18 protein-coding genes, 3 pseudogenes and 1 riboswitch are annotated in these 22,830 nt (G+C 71.2%); of the genes and pseudogenes, 3 read left to right on the plus strand and 18 right to left on the minus strand.

The features are described from left to right. The 18 genes and pseudogenes from DMP23_RS43175 to DMP23_RS43250 form a co-directional block, all read right to left on the minus strand. Positions 1-711, minus strand: a 711-nt coding sequence (locus tag DMP23_RS43175; RefSeq protein ID WP_443111372.1) for an AMP-binding protein, incomplete at its 3' end; no start/stop codon positions are given. A 58-nt stretch (positions 712-769) separates the two neighbouring features. After that, positions 770-1,063 (minus strand): annotated as a pseudogene (locus DMP23_RS48180) (AMP-binding protein); the annotation flags it as partial. Next, positions 949-2,172 (minus strand): annotated as a pseudogene (locus DMP23_RS43180) (condensation domain-containing protein); the annotation flags it as partial. The pseudogenes DMP23_RS43180 and DMP23_RS48180, both read right to left, overlap by 115 nt. Further along, the gene (locus DMP23_RS48185; RefSeq protein WP_443111373.1) at positions 2,157-2,594 is read right to left on the minus strand and encodes a condensation domain-containing protein; all 438 of its coding nucleotides are present in this window, start codon (positions 2,592-2,594) and stop codon (positions 2,157-2,159) included. The gene DMP23_RS48185 and the pseudogene DMP23_RS43180, both read right to left, overlap by 16 nt. 112 nt (positions 2,595-2,706) lie before the next feature. Beyond that, positions 2,707-4,068: pseudogene (locus DMP23_RS43185) on the minus strand (multicopper oxidase family protein); the annotation flags it as partial. Then, a complete protein-coding gene (locus DMP23_RS43190) occupies positions 3,978-4,445 on the minus strand; it encodes a hypothetical protein (RefSeq protein WP_337824604.1) in 468 nt (155 codons plus the stop codon). The gene DMP23_RS43190 and the pseudogene DMP23_RS43185, both read right to left, overlap by 91 nt. 177 nt (positions 4,446-4,622) lie before the next feature. After that, positions 4,623-4,850, minus strand: a complete 228-nt coding sequence (locus tag DMP23_RS43195; protein WP_337822026.1) for an MbtH family protein — start codon at positions 4,848-4,850, stop codon at positions 4,623-4,625. Between the two features lie 91 nt (positions 4,851-4,941). After that, positions 4,942-5,991, minus strand: a complete 1,050-nt coding sequence (locus DMP23_RS43200) for a FecCD family ABC transporter permease (protein WP_337822027.1) — start codon at positions 5,989-5,991, stop codon at positions 4,942-4,944. Beyond that, on the minus strand, positions 5,988-7,028 hold the full coding sequence (locus tag DMP23_RS43205) for a FecCD family ABC transporter permease (RefSeq protein WP_337822028.1): 1,041 nt from the start codon (positions 7,026-7,028) through the stop codon (positions 5,988-5,990). Before DMP23_RS43205 ends, DMP23_RS43200 begins: the two co-directional genes overlap by 4 nt. Next, positions 7,025-8,707: an ABC transporter ATP-binding protein gene (locus DMP23_RS43210; protein WP_337822029.1), complete on the minus strand. Its 1,683-nt coding sequence runs from the start codon at positions 8,705-8,707 to the stop codon at positions 7,025-7,027. Before DMP23_RS43210 ends, DMP23_RS43205 begins: the two co-directional genes overlap by 4 nt. Positions 8,708-8,751: 44 nt before the next feature. Beyond that, a complete protein-coding gene (locus DMP23_RS43215; RefSeq protein WP_337822030.1) occupies positions 8,752-10,431 on the minus strand; it encodes an ABC transporter ATP-binding protein in 1,680 nt (559 codons plus the stop codon). A 23-nt stretch (positions 10,432-10,454) separates the two neighbouring features. Continuing rightward, positions 10,455-11,309 (minus strand): siderophore-interacting protein, encoded by an 855-nt coding sequence (locus DMP23_RS43220; RefSeq protein WP_337824605.1) that lies wholly within the window; start codon positions 11,307-11,309, stop codon positions 10,455-10,457. A 398-nt stretch (positions 11,310-11,707) separates the two neighbouring features. Next, positions 11,708-12,481, minus strand: coding sequence for an enoyl-CoA hydratase (locus DMP23_RS43225; protein WP_337824606.1), 774 nt, complete (start codon positions 12,479-12,481; stop codon positions 11,708-11,710). Further along, positions 12,478-13,362 carry a 3-hydroxyisobutyrate dehydrogenase gene (gene mmsB, locus DMP23_RS43230; protein ID WP_337824607.1) on the minus strand — a complete coding sequence of 295 codons (885 nt, stop codon included), beginning with the start codon at positions 13,360-13,362 and terminating at the stop codon, positions 12,478-12,480. The genes DMP23_RS43225 and mmsB overlap by 4 nt, the downstream gene beginning before the upstream one ends. Further along, positions 13,362-14,396 (minus strand): enoyl-CoA hydratase/isomerase family protein, encoded by a 1,035-nt coding sequence (locus DMP23_RS43235; protein WP_337824608.1) that lies wholly within the window; start codon positions 14,394-14,396, stop codon positions 13,362-13,364. The genes mmsB and DMP23_RS43235 overlap by 1 nt, the downstream gene beginning before the upstream one ends. Beyond that, positions 14,393-15,532, minus strand: coding sequence for an acyl-CoA dehydrogenase family protein (locus DMP23_RS43240; protein ID WP_337824609.1), 1,140 nt, complete (start codon positions 15,530-15,532; stop codon positions 14,393-14,395). The genes DMP23_RS43235 and DMP23_RS43240 overlap by 4 nt, the downstream gene beginning before the upstream one ends. An 8-nt stretch (positions 15,533-15,540) precedes the next feature. Then, the gene (locus DMP23_RS43245; RefSeq protein ID WP_337824610.1) at positions 15,541-17,040 is read right to left on the minus strand and encodes a CoA-acylating methylmalonate-semialdehyde dehydrogenase; all 1,500 of its coding nucleotides are present in this window, start codon (positions 17,038-17,040) and stop codon (positions 15,541-15,543) included. Positions 17,041-17,218: 178 nt separating this feature from the next. Beyond that, positions 17,219-17,397: riboswitch (cobalamin riboswitch) on the minus strand. Positions 17,398-17,774: 377 nt separating this feature from the next. Next, positions 17,775-19,175 (minus strand): helix-turn-helix domain-containing protein, encoded by a 1,401-nt coding sequence (locus DMP23_RS43250; RefSeq protein WP_337824611.1) that lies wholly within the window; start codon positions 19,173-19,175, stop codon positions 17,775-17,777. A 131-nt stretch (positions 19,176-19,306) separates the two neighbouring features. Between DMP23_RS43250 and DMP23_RS43255 the strand changes: the two genes are divergently transcribed. The 3 genes from DMP23_RS43255 to DMP23_RS43265 are packed head-to-tail and all read left to right on the plus strand — an operon-like array spanning position 19,307 to position 22,830. Next, positions 19,307-20,788, plus strand: a complete 1,482-nt coding sequence (locus DMP23_RS43255; RefSeq protein WP_337822041.1) for an MmgE/PrpD family protein — start codon at positions 19,307-19,309, stop codon at positions 20,786-20,788. Further along, complete coding sequence (prpB, locus tag DMP23_RS43260) at positions 20,788-21,681, plus strand: methylisocitrate lyase (RefSeq protein ID WP_337822042.1); 894 nt, start codon at positions 20,788-20,790, stop codon at positions 21,679-21,681. The genes DMP23_RS43255 and prpB overlap by 1 nt, the downstream gene beginning before the upstream one ends. Before the next feature lie 30 nt (positions 21,682-21,711). Beyond that, entirely contained in the window at positions 21,712-22,830 is a 1,119-nt protein-coding gene (locus DMP23_RS43265; RefSeq protein WP_337824612.1) for a bifunctional 2-methylcitrate synthase/citrate synthase, read from the plus strand.

Here is a 22,830-nt window from a genome sequence, read left to right on the forward strand (position 1 = left end):
GGCGCGCAGCTCACCGGTTTCGCCGGTCGGCACGTAGTATCCGGCCAGCCCGGCACCCGCGGCGACGACCGCGCAGTGGCCGACGCCCGGCACCCGGCCGAGCACGGCTTCGATCTCGCCCAGTTCCACGCGGAAACCGCGGACCTTGACCTGATGGTCGGTGCGGCCGAGGCAGTCGAGGGCACCGTCATCGGTCCAGCGCGCGAGGTCCCCGGTGCGGTACATCCGGCCGCGCTCGAAGGGATTCGCCACGAACCGCGACGCGGTCAGCCCCGCCCGGCCGAGGTAGCCGAGCGCGACACCAGAACCGGCCAGGTACAGCTCGCCGGTCGCGCCGGGCGGCACCGGCCGCAGGGCGGCGTCGAGGACGTAGGCGTGGGTGTTGTGCAGCGGCCGCCCGATCAGCGGCCGCTGCGCGTCCGCCGGGCCGATCTCGTGTGCGGTCGACCAGATCGTCGTTTCCGTCGGGCCGTAAAGGTTGGTGACCCCGGCAGTGGTCCGGCTGAGCAGCTTCGCCAGCGCCGGAGGCAGCGCCTCGCCGCCCACCAGCGCGCGGATGCCGTGCAGCGCCTCGGGAACTGTCTCGGCGAGAGCCTGCCACAGCGACGGGCGTGGCCTGCATCGCCGTGACCCGCTCCAGCAACGGCCCAGCCGGGCCGGATCCCGCACGTCGGCGGCATCCGCCAGCACGACGGTCGCGCCGTCCAGCAACGGCAGGAACAGTTTCCAGGGCGGCGATGTCGAAGCTGACCGTCGTGACGGCCAGGAACCGGTCCGATGCCCCGAAAGAGAACCGGTCGCGCAACGAGGCCAGAAGGTTGCCGAGGTTGCGCCGGGTGACGACCACGCCCTTGGGACGGCCGGTCGAGCCTGAGGTGTAGAGGACGTAAGCGGGCGCGTCGGCCGGGACGTCCGGCAGCACGACCGGTTCGGCCGGTGCTGCCGCGCTCAGCCAGTCCGGGTCGACGACCAGCACCGGACCCGCGTCGGCGAGCATGAACTCCACGCGCTCGGCCGGGAATCCGGGGTCGACCGGCAGGTACGCGGCACCGCTTTTGAGCACCGCCAGCAATGCCACGACCAAGCCGGCGCCGCGGGGGCAGCCGGACGGCGACGAGATCGCCCGGACGCACTCCGTCGGAGATCAGCCGGGGCGGCGAGGCGATCGGCGCGGGTCGGCAAACTCGGCGAAGGCGAGCCGGGAAGCCGCGTCCTCCACGGCGATGCCCGCACCGCGCGGAATCTCGCGCAGCAAGTCGAAACTGTCGTGCGGACTCGGCTCGCTGCGACCGGCGGCCAGCGCACCGGGCACGTCGCGGTCACGTCCGAAGCGCCGACCGGGCGTTCCCGGCGTCGCCTGGCCCAAGGCGGACAGCACGGCGGCGAACCCGTTTCGCGTGCCGGCGCACTCCCTCGGCGTCGTGCACCGCGGATTGGCGTCGACGTCCAGGACGAGCCCGCCGTCGCCCGGCAGGCCCCTGCACGGTGAAGGACAGGTCGTCGACCGGCCCCGCCGCCAGGTAGTGCGTCTTCGCGCGCAGTCCGCCGAAGGGACAGCTCGGTGGGGAACGGCTTGATGTTGATCCACGGCCCGACGAGCCGCCGGGACCCCAGCAGCCCGAGGTCGCGGCGGATGTCCTCGCCGCGGTAACGGTGGTGCGGCCGGGTCGTTTTCAGCTCGGCCGCCACGGTCGCGACGAGTTCGGCGACCGGGTCCGAGGGCGGACCGGGACGGCGCAGGGGCACCACGTTGACCGTCGTCGCCGGAACCCGGGCAGCCGCGCCGAGCCTGCCCATCACCGGCAGGCCGAGGACGATCTCCGCGGCGCCGGAGATCCGGTGCAGGTACAGCGCCGTCGCGGCATGACTACTTCGGTCCAGCCGGTGCCGATCTCCTTCGCCAGCGCGGAAAGCGCGGCGAAGTCCGGGACCGCGGTGTGTTCCCGGAGGAAGCTGTGCGACGCCCGGGACCGCCGCGGGCAGCTCTGGCAGTCCCGCCAGATGCTCCGTCCAGAACCGGCGGTCGTCCTCGAAGCGATCCGACGCGCGGTAAGCGGCGTCCTGCTCCAGCAGCGCGGCCATCGGCCGGAACGGGCTGTCGCCGGCCGGCGCCCCGCCGGCCAGCGCGGTGTAGACCTCGGCCACGCGTCGCTGGATCAGGCCGAACCCGTACCCGTCCGAGCAGGATGTGGTGGCAGCCGAAGAACCAGGCGTGCCGGTTTCCCTTCCCCCGGTAGAGGATCTGGGTCGCCAGCGGCCCGGATTCCAGGTCGCGCGGCTTCGCCAGCTCGGCCCGCATCAAGCGGTTCCGGGTCCCCGTCCACGTCCACGACCGCCAGTTCCGGCCGGGCGGCCGCGCCGGGGCGGGCCCGGGGGCCGGACCGGTCGTGTCCGAAAAGGACAGTCAGGCCGTCCGCCTCGGACATCGCCGTGCGCACCGCCGCGCGGAACGCCTCGACGTCCAGCTCGCCGTGCAGTTCCACGTACTCGCCGGTCTGGTAGGCCGGGCTCGGCGGATCGAGCCGCGAGCCGAACCAGATCCCTTCTTGCGCGGCGGTGAGCGGGTTGCGGGCGTCCTCGTACCCCGACGACACAGGTGATCCTCTCGTGGTGCCGGAACTCAGTGAGGCGTGCCCGCCGCCGGGCGCGGGCGGGCAGTTCGTGCTCCATCGACTCGGCGATGGCGATGACTTCCTTCGGCTGCACGAGGAACGGGCGCATCATGCTCATGTCCTCGTGCTCGAGCATGTGGCAGTGGTAGACGAATTTGCCGGTGACGTCCGCGAATCTGGCGATCACGTCGACCGCCTCCCCCGCGTCCGCGTTCACCACGTCCTTCCAGCCGGCCTGCGCCGCCTCGACCGGCGGCGACTCCTTCCAGAACACCGGCGTGGCGGTGCCGCCGCCGATCCCGCCGCCGGGCAGGTCGATGAACTTGAAGCCGTCGATGTCGTAGAACCCGCGCTGCACCGGCTGGAAGGCGCAGACGTGCACGTGCATCGGATGCGGCCAGCCGGACCAGTCGAGGTTGAAGAACCGCCAGCGCTCCCACGCGCCGGTCGCCACCGTGTACTGCAGCGGATCGGTCCACCGGTAGGCCATCCGCTGCCAGGTGACCACCGTGCCGTCCTGCTCCTTGACCTGCACGATGCCGTCGATCGGCAGCTTGCCCTCGGGCGGGCCGTCGATCCGCCGCATCTCCCACAGGCGGGCGTGCGAAACGCCGACCGGGGTCAGCATCACCATCCGCTCGGCCTGCACCGGCTGCTTTCCGGTGACCCGCCGGAACGACCTCGCCAGCGTCTTCGGCAGCCGGAACGCCGGCGGACGGCCGAACCGGCCCACCCGGAACTGCAGGAAGTCCGGCCACGGCCCCGGGTCGTAGTTGACGTTGCGCAGCTTGAGATTCTGCCCGCCCAGCGCGCGGAAGTCGATCAGCACGTCGGCGCGTTCGGAAGCGGCGAGACTGAACCCGTCCCGGACGTCGACCGGGGCGCCGAGCAGTCCGGCGTCGGTGCCGATCACGAAGACCGTGCCGGGCGGCGCCGGCTTGCCGTCGTCGGTGACCAGCTGCACGTTGTAGGGCCGGGTGTTGGACGCGTTGGCCATCCGGAAGCGGTACCAGTCCGGCTCGACGTCCAGACGCGGCCAGATCACCCCGTTGACGAGCGTGTACGGCCCGGCGAAGGACCGCACCTGCTTCAGCGGGTCGGTGCTCATGATCGTGGTCTTGTGCAGCATCGTGCCGGTGAGCCGGTTCCGCGCGTCGGTGTCGAGGTTCCGGTCGCAGATCACCAGCGGGATTTCCCGGTCGCCCGAGGGCAGCCGGAGGGACTGCTCCTCGTCGTCGCGCAGGATGTACATGCCGAGCAGGCCGGCCATCACGTTCCAGCGGGTGATGTGCATGGCGTGGTCGTGGTACCAGAGCGTCGTGGCGGGCTGGTCGTTGCGGTACTCGACCAGCTGGCTGTGGCCGGTCAGCACGGCGTCCTCGGCCCAGCCGTCGCTGCTGCCGTCGCTGAAGTGCCCGTGCAGGTGGGTCGACGTCCAGCCGGGCAGCGCCGCCACGTCCGCGCGCGGCGCGACGCCTTCGCGCCGGGAACGTCCCACTGGTAGGGATCGGCGTTCTCGTCGAAGGGGATCTCGACGACGGGCACCGGCATGGTGCCGGCGATCTCGTTGCGCCACGTGACGCGCAGCGGGCGGCCGCGGCGGGCTTCGATCACCGGGCCGGGGAACAGGCCGTCGAATCCCCAGATCTTCGTCGGCGGCAGCTGCGAATGCAGCCGAACGGTCGCCGCGCGCATCCGGATGGTCAGCTCGCCCGCACCGTTCCCGTACGCCGGCGTCAGCCGGGGAAGCGGGTCGAGGAACGGGGTCAGCTCGGTGACTGTGCCGCGGAACGGCGCGCCGGAGGGCGCGCGGTTCGCCGCCGGGCGCACCACAGCGGTCCGGTCGCCCTGCGCCCGCGGCCGGACGAGCGCCTTCGGGGTCGATCGCGACGGGCTCGCCGCGTCCGGCCGGCATCGCCTCGCCGACCACGGAACCGATTCCCAGCGCGAGCGCGCCCGCGGCGCCGGCTTTGATCAGGAATCCGCGCCGGTCGGTGCCTTCCCGGTCGTTCACGGCCGTTCGGCCGCTTCCGCCGCCATGCGCTCGACGAGGCTCTTCGGCCGGATGTCGGTCCAGTTCCGCTCGACGTAGTCGAGGCATTCCTGGCGGCTCGCCTCGGTTTTCACGATTCTCCAGCCGGAAGGCACCTCGGCGAAGGACGGCCACAGCGAATGCTGGTCCTCGTCGTTGGCCAGCACCAGGAATCGGCCGTTCTCGTCGTCGAACGGATTGGTCATCACAGCTCCCTCAGTTGAACTTAGGGAAGGCTAGCCTAATTGGACGCATCCAGCCATAGGCCAGAAAAGTGACGACGGCGGCATTTTCCGTTCAGGCACGACCCTTGCGGACTTCGCCGACGAGCAGCCAGCCGAGGTACAGCCCGCCGAGCACGAGCGTGGTCACGCCCACCGGCAGCTGGGCGCCCGCGATGAGCCGCTGCGCGAGCAAATCGGCCAGCGCCAGCAGGCACGCGCCGGTCAGCGCCGAGACCACCAGCGAAGGCCCGGCGGAGCGGGCCAGCCGTTTCGCCGCCTGCGGCGCGGCCAGCGCCACGAACGAAATCGGCCCGGCGCAGACGATCGCCGCCGCGCTGAGCACCACCGACACCACGACCGCCCAGCGCCGCACCGAACCCACGGACAAGCCGAGCGACGTCGCCGGCTCCTCGCCGATCTCCAGCGTCAGCAGCGCCCGGCTCAGCGAGAACGCGACGGGCAGCACCACGGCCAGCACGACCAGCAGGATCCGCACCTGGTCCCACCCGCGGCCGTTGAGGCTCCCGACCAGCCAGATCTGCGCGTTGAGCGAATCGTTCAGCTCCGCCCGGCTCAGCAGATAGGCGATGCCCGCGCCGAGCAGCGCGTTGATCCCGACGCCGACGAGGATCAGCCGGTACCCGCCCACCCCGCCCCGATACGCCAGCAGGTAGACCAGCACGGCGACGGCCCCGCCCCCGCCGACCGCGCCGATCCCGGTGGCGAGCAGCCCCGAATCGTGCAGCAGCACCAGGCAGATCAGCGCCCCGGCGGTCGCGCCGCTGTTGAACCCGACGATGTCCGGGCTGCCCAGCGGATTCGCCGACAGGCTCTGGAAAATCGCCCCGCTCGCCGCCAGCGCCGCGCCGACGAGGAGCGCGACCAGCACCCGCGGCAGCCGGACGTCGTTGACGAAGTACCGCTGCTGCAGCGTTCCGTGCCCGCCCAGCGCGCGGAAAACGCCGGACACACTGATCTCGTACTGCCCGGACAGCAGGCTGGCCAGCACCGCCCCGAGGCACAGCACGGCAAGCGCGGCCGCCACGACGGCGGTCCGCCGGTGCACCCGCAGGGAAACCCGTCCGGAGCGGACCGTCCACTGGCGATTCGCGGTCGCGGTCACAGTTTCGCCGGCCGTTTCCGGCGGACCAGGTGGATGAACACCGGAGCGCCGATCACCGCAGTCACCACACCCGCCTCCAGTTCCCCGGTCGGCAGGACCACCCGGCCGACCACGTCGGCGCCCACCACCAGCAGCGGGGCGACAACCATCGAATACGGCACCACCCACCGGTTGTCCGGGCCGACGATCGCGCGCACCGCGTGCGGCACGGCGAGGCCGACGAACCCGATCGGTCCCGCGGCGGCGGTCGCTCCGCCGCACAGCAGGACGATGGCGAGCATGCTGAGGATCCGGGTCCGCCCGGCGTGCGCGCCCAGCGCCCGGCCCGCGTCGTCGCCGAGCGCCAGCGCGTTGAGCGCTCCGGTGACCGCGAGCCCGAGCACGGCGCCGGCGGCGATGAAGGGCAGCACCTCCCACAGCACGTCGTAGCCGCGGTTGACCAGCGAGCCGATCGTCCAGAACCGCATGACCTGCCACGTTTTCGCGTGCATCGTGGTGAACGCGGTGATCACGCCGGTCAGCACGGCCGTCACCACCGTGCCCGCCAGCGCGAGCCGCACCGGGGTCGCCCCGCCGCGGCTGCTGGCGCCGAGGACGTAGACGAGCACGCTGGTCGCCGCCGCGCCGGCGAGGGCGAACCAGACGTAGCCGGAAAGGCTGGCGACCCCGAGGAAGGAAATCGCGGTCACGACGGCCACCGACGCGCCCGCCTCGACGCCGAACAGCACGGGATCGGCCAGCGGATTGCGCGTCACCGCCTGCATGAGCGCCCCGGCCCCGCCGAGCGCGGCCCCGACCAGCGCGCCCAGCAGCGTGCGCGGGATCCGCTGGTCCCAGACCAGGTTCGCGTCGTACGAGCCGTCAAAATGGAAGAGGGCGTCCCACACCACGCCGATCAGCAGGTGCTTGGCCCCGACGGCGACGCTGACGAGCATCGCCGCGAGCACCAGGGCCAGGATGACGACCAGCCCGGCGATCCGGAGCGTGGTGAGCCGCCGCCGGGCATTGCCCGGCGGGGCCGGCGACACCGCGGTCATCGTTCACCCGCCAGCACCCGGCCGGATTCCAGGCGCACCGCCGCGGGCAGCCGGTCGATGGTCGACTGCCGGTGCGCGACGACGATCAGGGAACGGCCGGCGTGCAACCGGTCCAGCGCCCGCTCGATCCGGTCCCCGGTCGCCGGATCGACGTCCGCGGTGGCCTCGTCGAGCACGAGCACCGCCGGATCCACCAGCGCGGCCCGGATCAGCCCGACCAGCTGCCGTTCGCCCGCGGAAAGGGCGTCGCCGGCCGGGGTGTCGAGCCCGGCGGGCAGATTCGCCGCCCATTCGCGCAGGCCCAGCTCTTCGAGCGCCCGCGCGATGCGCTCGTCCGGCGGCGGATCGGGAACGAGCCGGATGTTGTCCCGCAGGGTGCCCGCGACGAGGTGCACCCGTTGCGGCACCAGCATGATCCGGCGGCGCAGCAGGTCCGGCTCGATCTCGTCCAGCGGTACGCCCGCGTAGCGCACGCAGCCGCCGTCGACCGGGTACAGCCCGGTGAGGATCTTCGCGAGCGTGGTCTTGCCCGACCCGGTCGGCCCGACGAGCCCGGTGCGCGAGCCCGCCGGGAACGTGCACGACACCCCGGTGAGCACGGGAACGCCCGCGGTGTACTGGAAGGCCACTGCGGACGCTTCGAGCACGCCGCGTTCGGGCACGTCGGCTACGCGCCAGGAGCCCGCGGGCCGCTCGGCGAGGTCGAGCAGGTCGAGCAGCCGGGCGAGGCCGGTGCGCGAAGTCTGCAGCTGCCCGATCAGGGTCGTCAGCTGGTTGGTGGAGTCGAACAGCTGCCGCATGGCGACGACGAACACCGCGACGGTGCTCAGCGGCAGGCCCCAGGCGAGCACGAGCCCGCCGCCGAAGACGAGGACCGTCGCGTCGGCGACGCTCTGGGCCAGGGTGACCCCGCCGGTGCGGAGAACGACGAACTCCGTGCGCAGCGCGGTCTTGCGCACCTCGGCCGCGTCTCGGTCGAAGCGTTCGCGCCACTGGTCCTCCGCCCCGCGCGAGACGATCGCCTCCCGGGCCTGCAAGCCTTCCCGGTAGGTGGCGGCGACCGCCGCCTGCGCAGCGGCCTCGGCGGCGAAGGCGGGACCGGCTCCGCGCTGGAACCACCGCATGACCAGCACCGACAGCGGCAGGAAGACCAGCACGACCACGAGCGTGAGCTGCCACGAGTACACGAGCAGCAGGATCGTGGTGAACAGGAGATAGCCGGTCACCGAAAGCAGGTCCGGGAGGTCTCCGCGCACGAACGAGGCGAGGTCGGCGATCTCGGTGGTGCTGCGGCGGAGCAGGTCGCCGGAACGCTGCGCTTCCAAGAACCGCAACGGCGCGGTGGCCAGCCGCGACACGACGAGGTCGCGCAGGCTCTTGACCACCCGTTCGCCCGCTTTGGCGAGCCAGATCTCCCCGCTGCGCAAGAGGATCAGCCGGGCGAGCACGAGCCCGACGAACGCCGCGGCGGCGAACCCGAGCCCTTCGACGTCGCGGCCGGCGACCCGGTCGACCGCCCACCCGACGACCGACGGGACCAGCGTCAGCGCCAGCGTCGCGGCGGTCCCGAGGCCGATCGCCGCGGCCAGGACGCCGCGGTGCGGCCGGAGGAACGGAACGGTCCGGCGCAGCACCCCGCGCAGACGCGGTTTTTCGCTCAGCAGCGGCGCTTCAGACATCGGGCGCTCCCCTGCGGGAACCGCGGCCCGCGTTGTGCGTCAAGTCAGGCACGGCAAGCTCCCACCGCGTCCGGAACCGCCCCGGCGGGCAGCGCCACCACGCGGTCGGCCGCTTCGGCGACCGCGCTCCGGTGCCCGGCGAACACCACGGCCCGGCCCTCGCCGGCGTCCAGCCATTCGCGCAGCCCGGCGAGAATCCGCTGTTCGGTCGTCGCGTCCACCGCCGAGGTCACGTCGTCCAGCAACAGCACGTCGGCGCCGTGCAGGAACGCCTGCGCCAGCGCCAGCCGCTGCAACTGGCCGCCCGACAACGTGGCTCCGCCTTCGCCGGTTTCCGTGTCGTAGCCCTTCGGCAGGCTCTCGAGATGATCGTGAATCGCCGCCGCCGCGCAAGCCGAACGAAGCTCTTGCCCGGTCAGCTTCGGTCGCCCCAGCATCAGGTTTTCGCGGATCGTCCCGGAAAGCAGGGCGGGACGCTGCGGCACGAAAACCAGCCGCCGCCGGATCTCTCCGCGCGCGGCCGTGCGCAGGTCGACCCCGCCGTAGCGGACGGCACCCGCGTCCGGGTCGGTCCAGCCCGCCAGCATCCGCAGCAACGTCGATTTGCCCGAGCCCATCGCGCCGGACACCGCGACGAACTCCCCCGGAGCGACCGTGAGGTCGAACGGCCCGATCGTCCGGTCCGGCCCCGGGCGGGCCACCGCTCCCGACGCGACCAGAGCCGCCGGTCCCGGCAGCGGCTGCCCCGCGTCCGCGGCCGCCGGCGCGGCCAGGACCTCGGCGATCCGCCGTCCCGCCGTCAGCGCCTCGCCGAGCTGGGTGAACCGGTCGGTGAGCACCCCGACCCACATGCCCAGCATCGCCATCCACGTCGTGAACGCGACCAGCCCGCCGACCGTCAACGCCCCGTCGATCGCCGCCCAGCCGCCGGCCAGCAGCCCGGCCGCGGTGGCGAGACCCGGGACGAACGGCCCGGTGGCGGCCCAGTTCGCCGCCGCCTTCGCGGTCGCGACCGTCTCCTCGGCGACCGTCCGGCTGTGCTCGGCGTGCCGGTCCAGCAGCGGCCCGAAGCCGCCGATCCCGCGCACCGCCACACTCGCGGAAAGCAGTTCCTCGACCGAGTCGGCGCGCGCCCCGTGCGCGGCCGAAAGCCGGTTGTTGGCCGCCGAGAACCGCCGGGGCAGCACGATGTTCAGCGCGACCAGCGCGGGCACGGTCGCCAGGCCGACCAGCGCGAGCAGGCCGTCCAGCCGTCCGATCAGCACCAGGATGACCGCGAATCCGCCCAGCCCGGTGACCATCGAGGCGAATCCGGCCAGCCAGTGGTGCACGAAATCGACATCGCGGGTGCCGCGGGTGGCGAGATCGCCGCGGCCGAACCGGGCCAGGCCGCGGCGGTCCATCCGCAGCCCGTGGTCCAGCAGCGCGGCCCGCAGCCCGTTCGACGCGGAGACCGCCGCGACGGTGATCTGCCACTGCATCAGCGCGAGCCCGGCCACCAGCAGCGCCGCCGCCCCGACGATGGCCAGCGCCCACCGCAGCGTCGCCGCCTGGTCCCCGGCGTTGATGCCCTGGTCGATGGCTTTTTCCACGCAGAGCGGGAAAATCACCGAGGAAAGCTGGAAGACCGCGCCCCCGGCGATCGCGGGCAGCACGTGTTTCCACTGGGTGCGCAGGCAGTGCCCCAGCAGCCGGACGGCGGCGCGCGGCGTCGTCGTTTCCACCGCATTCCTCACGTCAGCGGGCCTCAGTCCCGCGGTTCCGGCTCGAACGGGGCGTCCTCGGACTTCCCGTAGCGCCAGTACCCGCAGAAATCGATGCGCTTGCGGTCCATCCCGCGTTCGCCGACCAAGTGCCGGCGCAGATCCCGCACCTGCCGCGCTTCCCCCGCCAGCCACGCGTAACCGGGCTCGGCGGGCAGCTCCGCTTCGCGCACCGCGGCGAGCAATGCCGCGCTCGTCCCAGCCGGAGCGCCGTCGCGCGGCAACCAGGTCACGGTGACGTCGCCGTCGGTCTGCCACTCCTGCCGGTCGGCCGCGACCGGCACCTCGGCGAAGACGTAAGCCCGCTGCCCCGGGGCCAGGCTCTCCACGATGCCGCCGATCGCGGGCAGCGCGGTCTCGTCGCCGGCGATCAGCTGCCAGCTCGCGTCGGCCGGAGCACCGTAATCCGCGCCCCGCCGGGCAGGGTCGCCGTCGTCCTCGAACCTCGCGTTCGGGCCGTAGACGACGACTCGGTCGCCCGGCTTCACCGCGGCGGCCCAGCGCGTCGCCGGACCGCTGTCGCCGTGCCGCACGAAGTCGACGTCGATCTCGCCCGGCCGCGCGGCACGGATCGTGTAGGTGCGCATGTACGGGCGATCCGACTCGGGAATCTCGCGGTAGCGGCGGTACCAGTCCTCGCCGGTCGGCACCCGCGGGTCCGCACCCGGCTCCCGGGGCAGGAAGATCTTGACCCGCTGGTCCGGTCCGCACGTCGTCACGTCCCGCATCCCGGGACCGCCGAACGTCACCCGGACGAGGCTCTCGCCGAGCGGAGCCACGGCGAGCACCTCGGCCTCGAAGTGCACGGTCGGCTCGGCGCCGAGGAGATCGACGGTCATGCGGAACCAGCTTTCGCTACGAAACGGACAGCAACGCAAAGGTTAGCCTAACCATATTCCGAGGGAAAGACATCTTCGCCGTCCCGGTCCCAGCCCGGGGAGCCGGGTTTTCCGGAACCTGCACGGAACCCGCGACCGCAAGGGCAAGGTTCTCCGAAGCAAACCCTGGCCCAGTTCGGCGAGATACGCGTGCATCTCCAGGACGCCACACGAATTCCGCAGCCTCGCGCTCGTCGCGGATGCACTGGACACGTCCGAGCCGGGCGACGAGCGCGCCTGGCGCCGACCGGCGAGCATCGAGGCCGCGCTCCGCACGACATGGCCCGCTGCCGGCAGACAGCCACGAAACGCGCCGTCCCGATCGTATTGGCTGCCAGCTTCCCGGCAGGCGGACGCGGTCAGGCGTGGTTGAACTCCGCCGGGCGCTTCTCCGCGAACGCCGCCATCCCCTCCTTCTGGTCGTGCGTCGCGAACAACGCGTGGAACACCCGGCGCTCGAACAAAACGCCTTCGGCCAATGTGGACTCGAACACCCGGTTCACCGCCTCCTTGGCCGTCGTCGCGGCGACGAACGACATCGAGCCGATCTTCGACGCGACCGCGACCGCCTCGGCGAGCAGGTCCGCCGCCGGGACGACCCGGGAAACCAGCCCGGCGCGTTCGGCTTCTTCAGCGGTCATGGTGCGGCCGGTGAGGATCAGGTCCATTGCTTTCGCCTTGCCGATCGCGCGGGTCAGCCGTTGTGAGCCGCCCATTCCGGGGATGACGCCGAGGGTGATTTCGGGCTGGCCGAAGCGCGCGGTGTCCGCCGCGAGCAGCAGGTCGCACATCATCGCGAGTTCGCAGCCGCCGCCCAGTGCGTGGCCGGCGACCGCGGCGATCAGCGGCGTGCGGACCCGGGTGAGCGCGTCCCAGCCGGCGAACCAGTCCTCGGCGTGCATTTCGCTGTACGTGCGCGGGGCCATTTCCTTGATGTCCGCGCCCGCGGCGAACGCCCGGTCCGAGCCGGTGAGCACGATCGCGCCGACGTCGCCGGAACGGTCGAGATCCGCGGCCGCTTCGGTGAGTTCGCGCATGGTCTGCAGGTTCAACGCGTTCAGCGCCTTGGGGCGGTTGAGCGTGATCTGCGCGACGCGCGGGGCCGGACGGTCGACGGCGATGGTCTCGGTCATGCGGTTCCGTTCTCCCGGAGGGTGGTGACGATGGCGGAGAAATCGCGGCGCGGGCCGTCTTCGGCGACGAACTCGGCGTAGAGGTCGGTGGCGTGTTCGCCCAGTGCGGTGCGGACGTCGGCGGCTTCGGCGGCGGCTTGGGCCAGGCGCAGGTCTTTCAGCATCAGGCCGCTGGCGAAGCCGCCTTCGTATCCGCGGTTGGCCGGGCTGGCGGGGACCGGGCCGGGCACGGGGCAGTTCGTGGTGAGCGCCCAGCATTGGCCGGACGCGGTCGAGGCGACGTCGAACAGCGCCTGGTCGGTGAGCCCCAGTGCCCGGCCGAGCGCGAACGCCTCGCTCACCGCGATCATCGAGACGCCGAGGATCATGTTGTTGCAGATCTTCGCCGCTTGCCCGGCCCCCGAGTCTCCGCAGTGGACGAACTTCGCGCCCATCCGGTGCAGGTACGGCTCCGCGGCGATGAAGGCTTCGGACCGGCCGCCGACCATGAACGTCAGGGTTCCCGCTGTCGCGCCGACGACTCCGCCCGACACCGGGGCGTCGACGGCCTGGTGCCCGGCGGCGACGGCCAGTTCGGCCGCGGCCCGGGCATCGGCGACCTCGATGGTCGAGCAGTCGAGGAACAACGTGTCCGGCTGCGCGAGCGGCACGATCTCGCGGTACAGGTCGAGGACGTGCTTGCCGCTGGGCAGCATGGTGAGCACGACCTGCGCCTCTGCAGCCGCGGCGGCTGGAGAATCCACTAAGGACACTCCGGTTTTCGCCGCTGCGTCTGCCGCGTCGGGGACCGGGTCGTAGCCGAGCACCTTCTCCCCCGCTTTGACGAGGTTGGCGGCCATCGGCCCGCCCATGTTGCCCAGTCCCAGAAATGCGACGGCCATCAGTTCCGCACCCCCGTCAGCTCGGCGGCGCCGGGATCGGCGAAATAGGAATCGACCAGTTCGCCGGTCACTTCGGCCACTGTGGACGGAGACCACCGGGGCGACCGGTCCTTGTCGATGAGCTGCGCCCGGACGCCCTCGACCAGCTCCGCGGAGGACAGCGCGCGGCGGGAGATCCGGTACTCCTGGACCAGTGCGCTTTCCAGATCCGGCAACGCGGCGGCGGTGCGCAGTGCGCGGAGGGCGACCTTGAGCGCGGTCGGCGATTTGCCCTCGATCTCCTTGGCCGCGGCAACCGCCGCTTCTCCGCCGTCGCGAAGGCGCGCGAGGATTTCTTCGACGGTGTCCGGCGCGTAGCAGTGGTCGATCCACTCCCGCGCGGCGGCGAGCGGGCTCGGCGGCGGGGTTTCCGCGACGAGGTCCAGCGCCGCGTCCGGGGTGCGGGTGGCCAGGGCGTCGTAGAGGTCCGGGAGCCGCTCGGCCGGGACGTAACGGTCGGCGAGCCCGCAGTGGATCGCGTCGGAACCGGACAGCTGGGCGGCGGTCAGCGCGGCGTGCGTGCCGAGCTGACCCGGCGCGTGGGACAGCAGCCAGGTGCCGCCGACGTCCGGCACGAACCCGATCCCGGTCTCCGGCATCGCGACGCGCGAGCGGTCGGTGACGACGCGATGGCTGCCGTGCGCGGAAATCCCGACGCCGCCGCCCATCACCAGGCCGTCCATGATCGCCACGTACGGTTTCGGGTACCGGCCGATCAGCGCGTTCAGCCGGTATTCGTCGGCCCAGAATTCCAGCGAAGCGGCGCCGCCGGAGCGGGCGTCCTCGTAGATCGACCGGATGTCGCCGCCCGCGCAGAGGCCGCGCTCGCCCGCTCCGTCGACCACGACCGCGCGCACACCCGGGTCGTCGCGCCATTTCTCCAGATTTTCGGCGATTTCGCGGACCATGCCGTGGGTCAGCGCGTTGAGGGCCTTCGGCCGGTTCAGGGTGATCCGGCCGAGTCCGCTGTGGACAATGAACTCGACGTCGTTCACGCCGCCTCCTGCAACATCCGGCGGGAGATGATGACCCGCATGATTTCGTTGGTGCCTTCGAGGATCTGGTGCACGCGCAGGTCGCGGACGATCTTCTCCACGCCGTATTCGGCGAGGTAGCCGTAGCCGCCGTGCAGCTGAAGCGCGTCGTTCGCGATGTCGAACCCGGTGTCGGTGCAGAACCGTTTCGCCATCGCGGACAACGACGTCGCATCGGGGTCGCCGCGGTCATACGCGTCCGCGGCCCGCCAGAGCAGCGTGCGCGCGGCTTCGAGACCGGTCCGCATGTCGGCAAGGCGGAACCGCAGTGCCTGCGCATCCGACAGCGAGCCGCCGAATGCCGTCCGCTGGGTCAGATGCCGCACCGTTTTGGCCAGTGCGGCGTCCGCGCCGCCGAGCGAGCAGGCGGCGATGTTGAGCCGTCCGCCGTCCAAAGCGGACATTGCCACCCGGAAGCCGCCGCCTTCGTCGCCGAGCAGCGCCGTCGCCGGGACCCGGACGTTGTCGAGGACGACCTGCCGGGTCGGCTGCGCGTTCCAGCCCATCTTGATTTCGTTGGCGCCGAAGGAAAGTCCGGGAGTGCCCCGCTCCACGACGAACGCCGAGATCCCGCTCGCGCCGGGTCCGCCGGTGCGGGCCAGCACCACGTACAACTCGGACGTGCCGGCGCCGGAGATGAACTGCTTCACGCCGTCCAGCACGTACTCGTCGCCGTCGCGGCGGGCCCGGGTGGACAGTGCCGCCGCGTCCGAACCGGCGCCCGGTTCGGTCAGGCAGTAGCTGCCCAGAGAATCCATAGTGGACATTCGCGGCAGGTAGCGGCCGCGCTGCCGGTCGTCGCCGAAGCGGTCGATCATCGCGGCGACCATGTTGTGGATGGACACGTAGCCCGCGATCGACGGGCATCCGGTGGCCAGCGCCTCGAACACCAGCACGCCGTCCAGCCTGCCCAGCGCGGAACCGCCGACGTCCTCGGGCAGATACAGCCCGCCGAGGCCGAGTTCGGCCGCTTTCCGCAGCACGTCGACCGGGAAATGCTTGTCCCGGTCCCATTCCAGCGCGTGCGGCGCGAGGTGTTCGGCGGCGAATTCGGCCGCCGTGTCGCGCAGCGCGCACTGCTCGTCGGTGAGATGCACGGCGCGCCTCAGTCCATCGTCGGGATGACGAAGCTCGCGTTTTCCTTGGCCCCGGAAGGCCAGCGCGAGGTGACGGTCTTGGTCTTGGTGTAGAACCGCACCGAATCCGGGCCGTGCTGGTTCAGGTCGCCGAAGCCGGACCGCTTCCAGCCACCGAAGGTGTGATAGGCGATCGGCACCGGGATCGGCACGTTCACGCCGACCATGCCAGTGTCGACCCGCGACGTGAAGTCGCGGGCGGTGTCGCCGTCGCGGGTGAAGATCGCGACGCCGTTGCCGTACTCGTGCTCGCTCGGCAGCCGCAGCGCCTCCTCGTAGTCGGCCGCGCGCACCACCGCCAGCACCGGGCCGAAGATCTCCTCGCGGTAGATCCGCATGTCCGGCGTGACCTTGTCGAACAGGCAGCCGCCGAGGAAGAACCCGTTCTCGTACCCGTCGACAGTGACGTCCCGGCCGTCCACCACCAGTTCGGCGCCCTCGGCGACGCCGATGTCGACGTAGTCGCGCACCCGCTGCACCGCGGCCGAGCTGACCAGCGGGCCGAAGTCGGCGGTCTCGTCCAGCGCGGCGCCGACCTTGAGCGTCTTCACCCGTGCGGCCAGCCGTTCCACCAGCGCGTCGGCGGTCGCTTCGCCGACCGGCAACGCGACCGAGATCGCCATGCAGCGCTCCCCCGCCGAGCCGTACCCTGCGCCGACGAGCGCTTCCACGACCTTGTCGAGGTCGGCGTCCGGCATCACGATCAGGTGGTTCTTCGCGCCGCCGAAGCACTGCGCGCGTTTGCCGTGGTCCGCGGCCTGCGAATACACGTATTGCGCGATGTCCGACGAACCCACGAAGCCGACGGCCTCGACCCGCGGATCGGTGAGCAGCGCGTCGACCGCTTCCTTGTCGCCGTTGACCATCTGGAACACGCCCGGCGGCAGGCCAGCTTCGAGAAACAGCTCGGCCAGCCGCAACGGCACCGAGGGGTCGCGCTCGGACGGCTTGAGCACGAACGCGTTGCCGCACGCCAGCGCCGGGCCCGCCTTCCACAGCGGGATCATCGCCGGGAAGTTGAACGGCGTGATCCCGGCGACGACGCCCAGCGGCTGCCGCATCGAGTAGACGTCGATCCCGGTGCCCGCGCTGTCGCTGAACTCGCCCTTGAGCAGGTGCGGGATGCCGATCGCGAACTCCACGACCTCGAGCCCGCGCTGGATGTCGCCGCGCGCGTCGGCGACGGTCTTGCCGTGCTCGGACGACAGCAGCCGGGCCAGGCTGTCCTCCTCCGCGCGGACCAGGTCGACGAACCGCATCAGCACGCGGGCGCGGCGCTGCGGATTCCATTGCGCCCATTCGCGCTGTGCCTCGGCGGCCACGCCGACCGCGGCGGCGACTTCTGCCGCGGAGGCCAGCGGGACCCGTGCCTGGACCGTGCCGGTGCTGGGGTCGTAGACGTCGGCGAATCGCCCGGACGTGCCGGGAACCGGTTTGCCGCCGACGAAGTGCGTGAGTTCAGCAGTCACAGCGAAGCCTTTCGGAAAGAGCGCAGGAGAGAGCCGCCGCACGGGAACGCGCGGCGCGACAAGCACCGGATCCCGCCGCGGTACGGCAGGACGGCGCGGACCTACCGCAGCGGCGGCGGGTCGGCGTCTTTCACGCAGGCAGGGGTGAGCCACATGCGTTCTGCTCCATCCTCGTGGACGAACACGGACGTCCACGGCCGGTATCCTGGCTCCCGGATCTGCCCCGTCCCGGCCTTCCCGGCTCTCGCCAGTGGCCTTCTTCGCACGCGGGACGGCACTCCCCGGTCACAGTGGCGGGACCGCGCCGGACTCGCACCGGCTTCCCTGCACCGTGGACCTGTGGACACCATAAAGTAGGAAGTCCGAGTATGTCGAGAGTGGCGCACCCCTCATCCGGGCGGCCGATCCGCCGCCAGGCTGCCCGCGCGCTCGCCCAGCCGGCCCAGGGCCGGGACGCGGGGTCAGCGGCTCGGCGCGGGGCTGGGCGGGGATTACGCATCAATGCCAGGAACTTGGGGCGGCGCTGCGGGTGCGTTCGAGCCGCGTCCGCCCACGCCGAAGGTGTCGCCTGGGGCGCGGTCCGTGAGGGGAACCCCGAGGGAATCAGATTCCCTCGGGGTGGCCCTCACGGACCTCAAGACACGGCCAGGCGGAATCGGCGTGGCTCAAGTCCCTGGCATTGCCCGCCGCCGGCCGCGAGGGGCCCCTTCGCAGACTTGCCGCTCCCCGCGCGCTCACCCCAGCGGCGGGTACGGCAGCACGCTGCTTGAGTGGTCGGCCACCCGCAGCGGACGGCCGATCGCCGGGAACGCGCGCTGCGGGCACGCCGGGCGTTCGCACACTTTGCACCCCATGCCGATCGGGGTCACCGCCGCGTCCTTGCCGAGCGCCAGCCCGTCGGAGTACACGAGCCGGTTCGCGTGCCGCAGTTCGCAGCCGAGGCCGATCGCGAATGTCTTGCCCGGTTCGCCGTGCCCGCCCGCGGCACGCGTGACCGTGCGGGCGAGCCAGAAGTACTTCTTGCCGTCCGGCAGTTCGGCGATCTGCGTGACAATGCGGCCCGGCGAGGAAAACGCCTCGTAAACGATCCATAGTGGACACGAGCCGCCCGCGCGGGAGAAGTAGAATCCGGTGGCCGACTGGCGTTTCGACACGTTGCCCGCGCGATCGACCCGGACAAACGAGAACGGCACCCCGCGCGCACCGCGACGCTGCAAAGTGGACAGTCGATGGCACACGGTCTCGAAGCCGACGCCGAACTCTCCGGACAGCAACGTCACGTCGTAGCGAAGTCGTTCCGCCGCGCCGAGAAACGCCCGATACGGGAGCACCAGCGCGCCCGCGTAGTAGTTGGCGAGGCCGATCCGCAGCAGCCGTCGCGCGGTCTCGTCGGAGAATCCGCTGCTGTCGGCGAGCCGGTCGATCTCGGCACCGGATTCCAGCATCGCCAGCTCGGATCCCAGCCGGAACGCGACCTGTCCTGGCCGGAGCATCAGCGACAGCTGCAGCACCTTGTGTCGGCGGTCGAAGAAGTGCTGCCCAGTGCCGAGCTGTTCGGTGGCCACCCGCACGCCGTGTCGTTGCTTCAAAGCGGTGACCAGGCCCGCGCGCACTTCACCGGGATGAAGTCGCAACTCGGTCGCGAGGCCTTCGGCAGCTTGGTCCAGTATGCCGACGTGGTTGTTACGGGCGTAGAACCAGTCACGGACCTTTTCGTGCGGCTGCTGGACCGACGTCTGGTCCATCCCCTGCTCCGCGGTGAGCGCGGCGATGTTCTCGACCGCTTCGCGGTAACGGCGGTGCAGCGCGACCATCGCGTGGGCGACACTGGGCAGTTTCGCGGTCAGTTCGTCCACTTCGGATGGTGAGATCGCACCGTCCACTGTGTCGTCGGCGAACACCTCGCGCACGTCCGCGACCAAGCGGGCGGTGTCCTGCGGCGCGAAGAACTCGGCGTCCACGCCGAAGTGCTCGGTGAGCTTCAGCAACACCGGCAGGGTCAGCGGACGGCCGTTGTGTTCCAGCTGGTTCACGTAGCTGGGCGAGATCTCCAGCAGCCGCGCCAGGTCCGATTGCGACAGCGACCGGTCCTCGCGCAGCTGCCGCAGCCGCGCCCCGGCGTACATCTTCTCCACACGCTGACTGTAACAACTATGACAACTCCCAGGGAAACCTTCACAACACTTCACCGGCCGCAGGACTGGCCGCGCACCCGGGCGAGTGCGACGCTGGCGGTCAAGCCTCACAACATTCACAAAGGAACGCGATGACCGACCACACCGTCCGCACCTACCGGTCCGCCGAGCCGCTGCCGCGCGAGGAGCAGCTGGCCTGGAAGCTGGCGTCCGTCGCCACCGATCCGGTGCCGGTGCTGCCCGAGGTCGCCGACATGGTGGTCAACCGGGTGATCGACAACGCCGCGGTCGCCGCCGCCTCGCTGTCCCGGCGGCCGGTGTCCGCCGCCCGCGACCAGGCGCTCGCGCATCCGGCCAGCCCCGGCGCGGCCGTGTTCGGCGTCTCCGGCCGGTACTCCCCGGAGTGGGCCGCGTGGGCCAACGGCGTCGCGGTGCGCGAACTGGACTACCACGACACCTTCCTCGCCGCCGACTACTCGCACCCGGGCGACAACATCCCGCCGATTCTCGCTGTCGCGCAGCACGCCGGCCGAACCGGGGCCGATCTGGTCCGCGGGATCGCCGCCGGGTACGAGCTGCAGGTGAGCCTCGTCCGCGGGATCTGCCTGCACGAGCACAAGATCGACCACATCGCGCACCTCGGCCCGTCGGTCGCGGGCGGACTCGGCGCGCTGCTGCGGCTGGACACCGAGACCGTGTACCAGGCGATCGGGCAGGCGCTGCACACCACGACGACCACCCGCCAGTCCCGCAAGGGCGAGATCTCGTCCTGGAAGGCGTACGCCCCCGCGTTCGCCGGGAAGACCGCGATCGAGGCGGTCGACCGGGCGCTGCGCGGCGAGGGCGCGCCGAGCCCGATCTACGAGGGCGAGGACGGTTTCCTCGCGTGGCTGCTCAGCGGCCCGGAAGCGCGCTACACCGTGCCGCTGCCCGCGCCCGGCGAGGCCAAACGGTCCATTTTGGACACCTATCCCAAGGAGCACTCGGCGGAGTACCAGAGCCAGGCGCTGATCGACCTCGCCCGCAGGCTCGGGCCGCGGCTCGGCGAACTGGGGAAGGTGGAGCGGATCGTGATCCACACGAGCCACCACACGCACTACGTGATCGGCTCCGGCGCGAACGATCCGCAGAAGTACGACCCGAATGCCAGCCGCGAAACGCTCGACCACTCGATTCCGTACATCTTCGCGGTCGCGCTGCAGGACGGCAGCTGGCACCACGAAGCCTCCTACGCCCGGGAACGCGCGACCCGTCCGGACACTGTGGAGCTGTGGCAGAAGGTGTCCACTGTGGAAGATCCCGAGTGGACCCGGCGCTACCACGAGCCGGAGCCGGCGTTCGGCGGCCGGGTCGAGGTCACGCTGGCCGACGGGACCGCGATCACCGACGAGATCGCCGTCGCCGACGCCCATCCCGCCGGGGCCCGGCCGTTCGCCCGCGAGCACTACGTGGCGAAATTCCGCACGCTCGCCGAGGGGGTGATCGCACCGGCGGACCAGGACCGGTTCCTCGACGCCGTGAGCCGGCTGTCCGAACTGGACGCCGACGAGGTCCGGGAACTCGCTCTGCCCTCGGCGATCGACGCGGGCCCGCGGACGAAGGGGATTTTCTGATGCTCCACGCCACTCCCCCAGCCGCCGGGAAACGGGCCGGATTCCGCGAGGCGCTCAACTCCGGCCGGCTGCTGCGCCTGCCCGGCGCGTTCAACCCGCTCAGCGCGAAGCTGATCGAACGCCGTGGCTTCGACGGCGTCTACATCTCCGGCGCGGTGCTGTCGGCCGATCTCGGCCTGCCGGACATCGGGCTCACCACCGTCACCGAGGTGGCCGGGCGCTCGCAGCAGATCTCGCGGGTCACCGCGCTGCCGACGCTGGTCGACGCGGACACCGGGTTCGGCGAGCCGATGAACGCCGCGCGGACCGTCCAGCTGCTGGAGGACGCCGGGGTCGCCGGGATGCACCTGGAGGACCAGGTGAACCCGAAGCGGTGCGGCCATCTCGACGGCAAGGACGTCGTGGACCGCGAAACCGCGGTGAAGCGGATCAAAGCCGCGGTCGACGCGCGCCGCGATCCCAACTTCGTCATCGCCGCGCGCACCGACGCCAAGGCCGTGCACGGCATGGACGAGGCGATCGTCCGCGCGAAGGAATTCGCCGACGCGGGCGCGGACCTGCTGTTCCCGGAGGCGATGGCCGACGCCGCCGATTTCGAGAAGCTCCGGAAAGCGGTCGACATCCCGATTCTCGCGAACATGACCGAATTCGGGAAAAGCGAACTCCTCGACGCGAAAACGCTCGAATCAGCGGGCGTCAACGTGGTCATCTACCCGGTGACCCTGCTGCGGCTGGCCATGCACGCCGCGGAAACCGGCCTGCGCACCATCAGCGAAGAGGGCAGTCAAGTGTCGCTGCTCGAACAGATGCAGCATCGCCGCGACCTTTACGACCTGCTCGACTATTCCGAATACAACGCGTTTGACGAGAACGTTTTCACTTTCCGCGTCTGACCCGGCGCGCATTCCTTCAAGGGGACACCTATGTCTGCACCCGCTATCCGCAAAGGACTCGCCGGAGTCGTCGTCGACACCACCGCGGTCTCCATGGTCAACCCGGACACCAACTCGCTGACCTACCATGGTTACCCGGTCCAGGACCTCGCCGCGCACTGCAGCTTCGAGGAGGTCGCTTACCTGCTGTGGCACGGCGAACTCCCGACGCCGGACCAGCTGGCCGAGCAGAACGCGGCCGAACGCGCCCACCGCGCCCTGTCGCACGATCTCGTCCTCACCCTGCTCGCGCTGCCCGAGTCCGCGCATCCGATGGACACGCTCCGCACCGCGGTGAGCATCCTCGGCGCGAACGACCCGGACGAGGACGACAACAGCCCCGCGGCCAACCAGGCCAAGGCGCTCCGGCTGTTCGCCGCGCTGCCGACGGTCGTCGCGCTCACCCAGCGCCGCCGCCGGGGCCTGCTCCCGCTCAAGCCGCGCGACGATCTGGGTTACGCCGAGAACTTCCTTTACCTGGCGCTGGGTTCGGTGCCGGAACCGGCGATCGTCCGCGCGTTCGAGACGTCTCTGGTGCTCTACGCCGAGCACAGCTTCAACGCGTCCACCTTCACCTCGCGCGTCGTGACGTCGACACTGTCCGATTTGTACAGTGCGGTGACAGCGGCGATCGGCGCGCTCAAGGGACCGCTGCACGGCGGCGCCAACGAAGCCGTGATGGAGACGTTCGAGGAAATCGGCTCCGCGGACAACGCCGAGAAATGGCTCAAGACGGCGCTGGCGGAAAAGCGCAAGATCATGGGCTTCGGGCACCGTGTCTACAAGAAGGGCGACTCCCGCGTCCCGACAATGCGCCAGGCCCTGCAGGTCGTCGCCGAACTCCGCGACGGGCACCGGCTGCTGGACCGGTACGAATCTCTCGCGCGGGCAATGTACGCGGAGAAAGGCTTGCACCCCAACCTCGACTACCCCGCCGGACCGGCGTATCACCTGATGGGCTTCGACACCCCGGTGTTCACGCCGATCTTCGTCGCCGCGCGCGTCACCGGCTGGACCGCGCACATCACCGAACAGCTGGCGTCGAACAGCCTCATCCGGCCGTCGAGCACGTACAGCGGTCCGGCACAGCGCGCGCTCAGCCGCGCCTGA

It is taken from the genome of Amycolatopsis sp. A1MSW2902, assembly GCF_017312175.1.
In the GTDB taxonomy this organism is placed as follows: domain Bacteria; phylum Actinomycetota; class Actinomycetes; order Mycobacteriales; family Pseudonocardiaceae; genus Amycolatopsis; species Amycolatopsis nivea.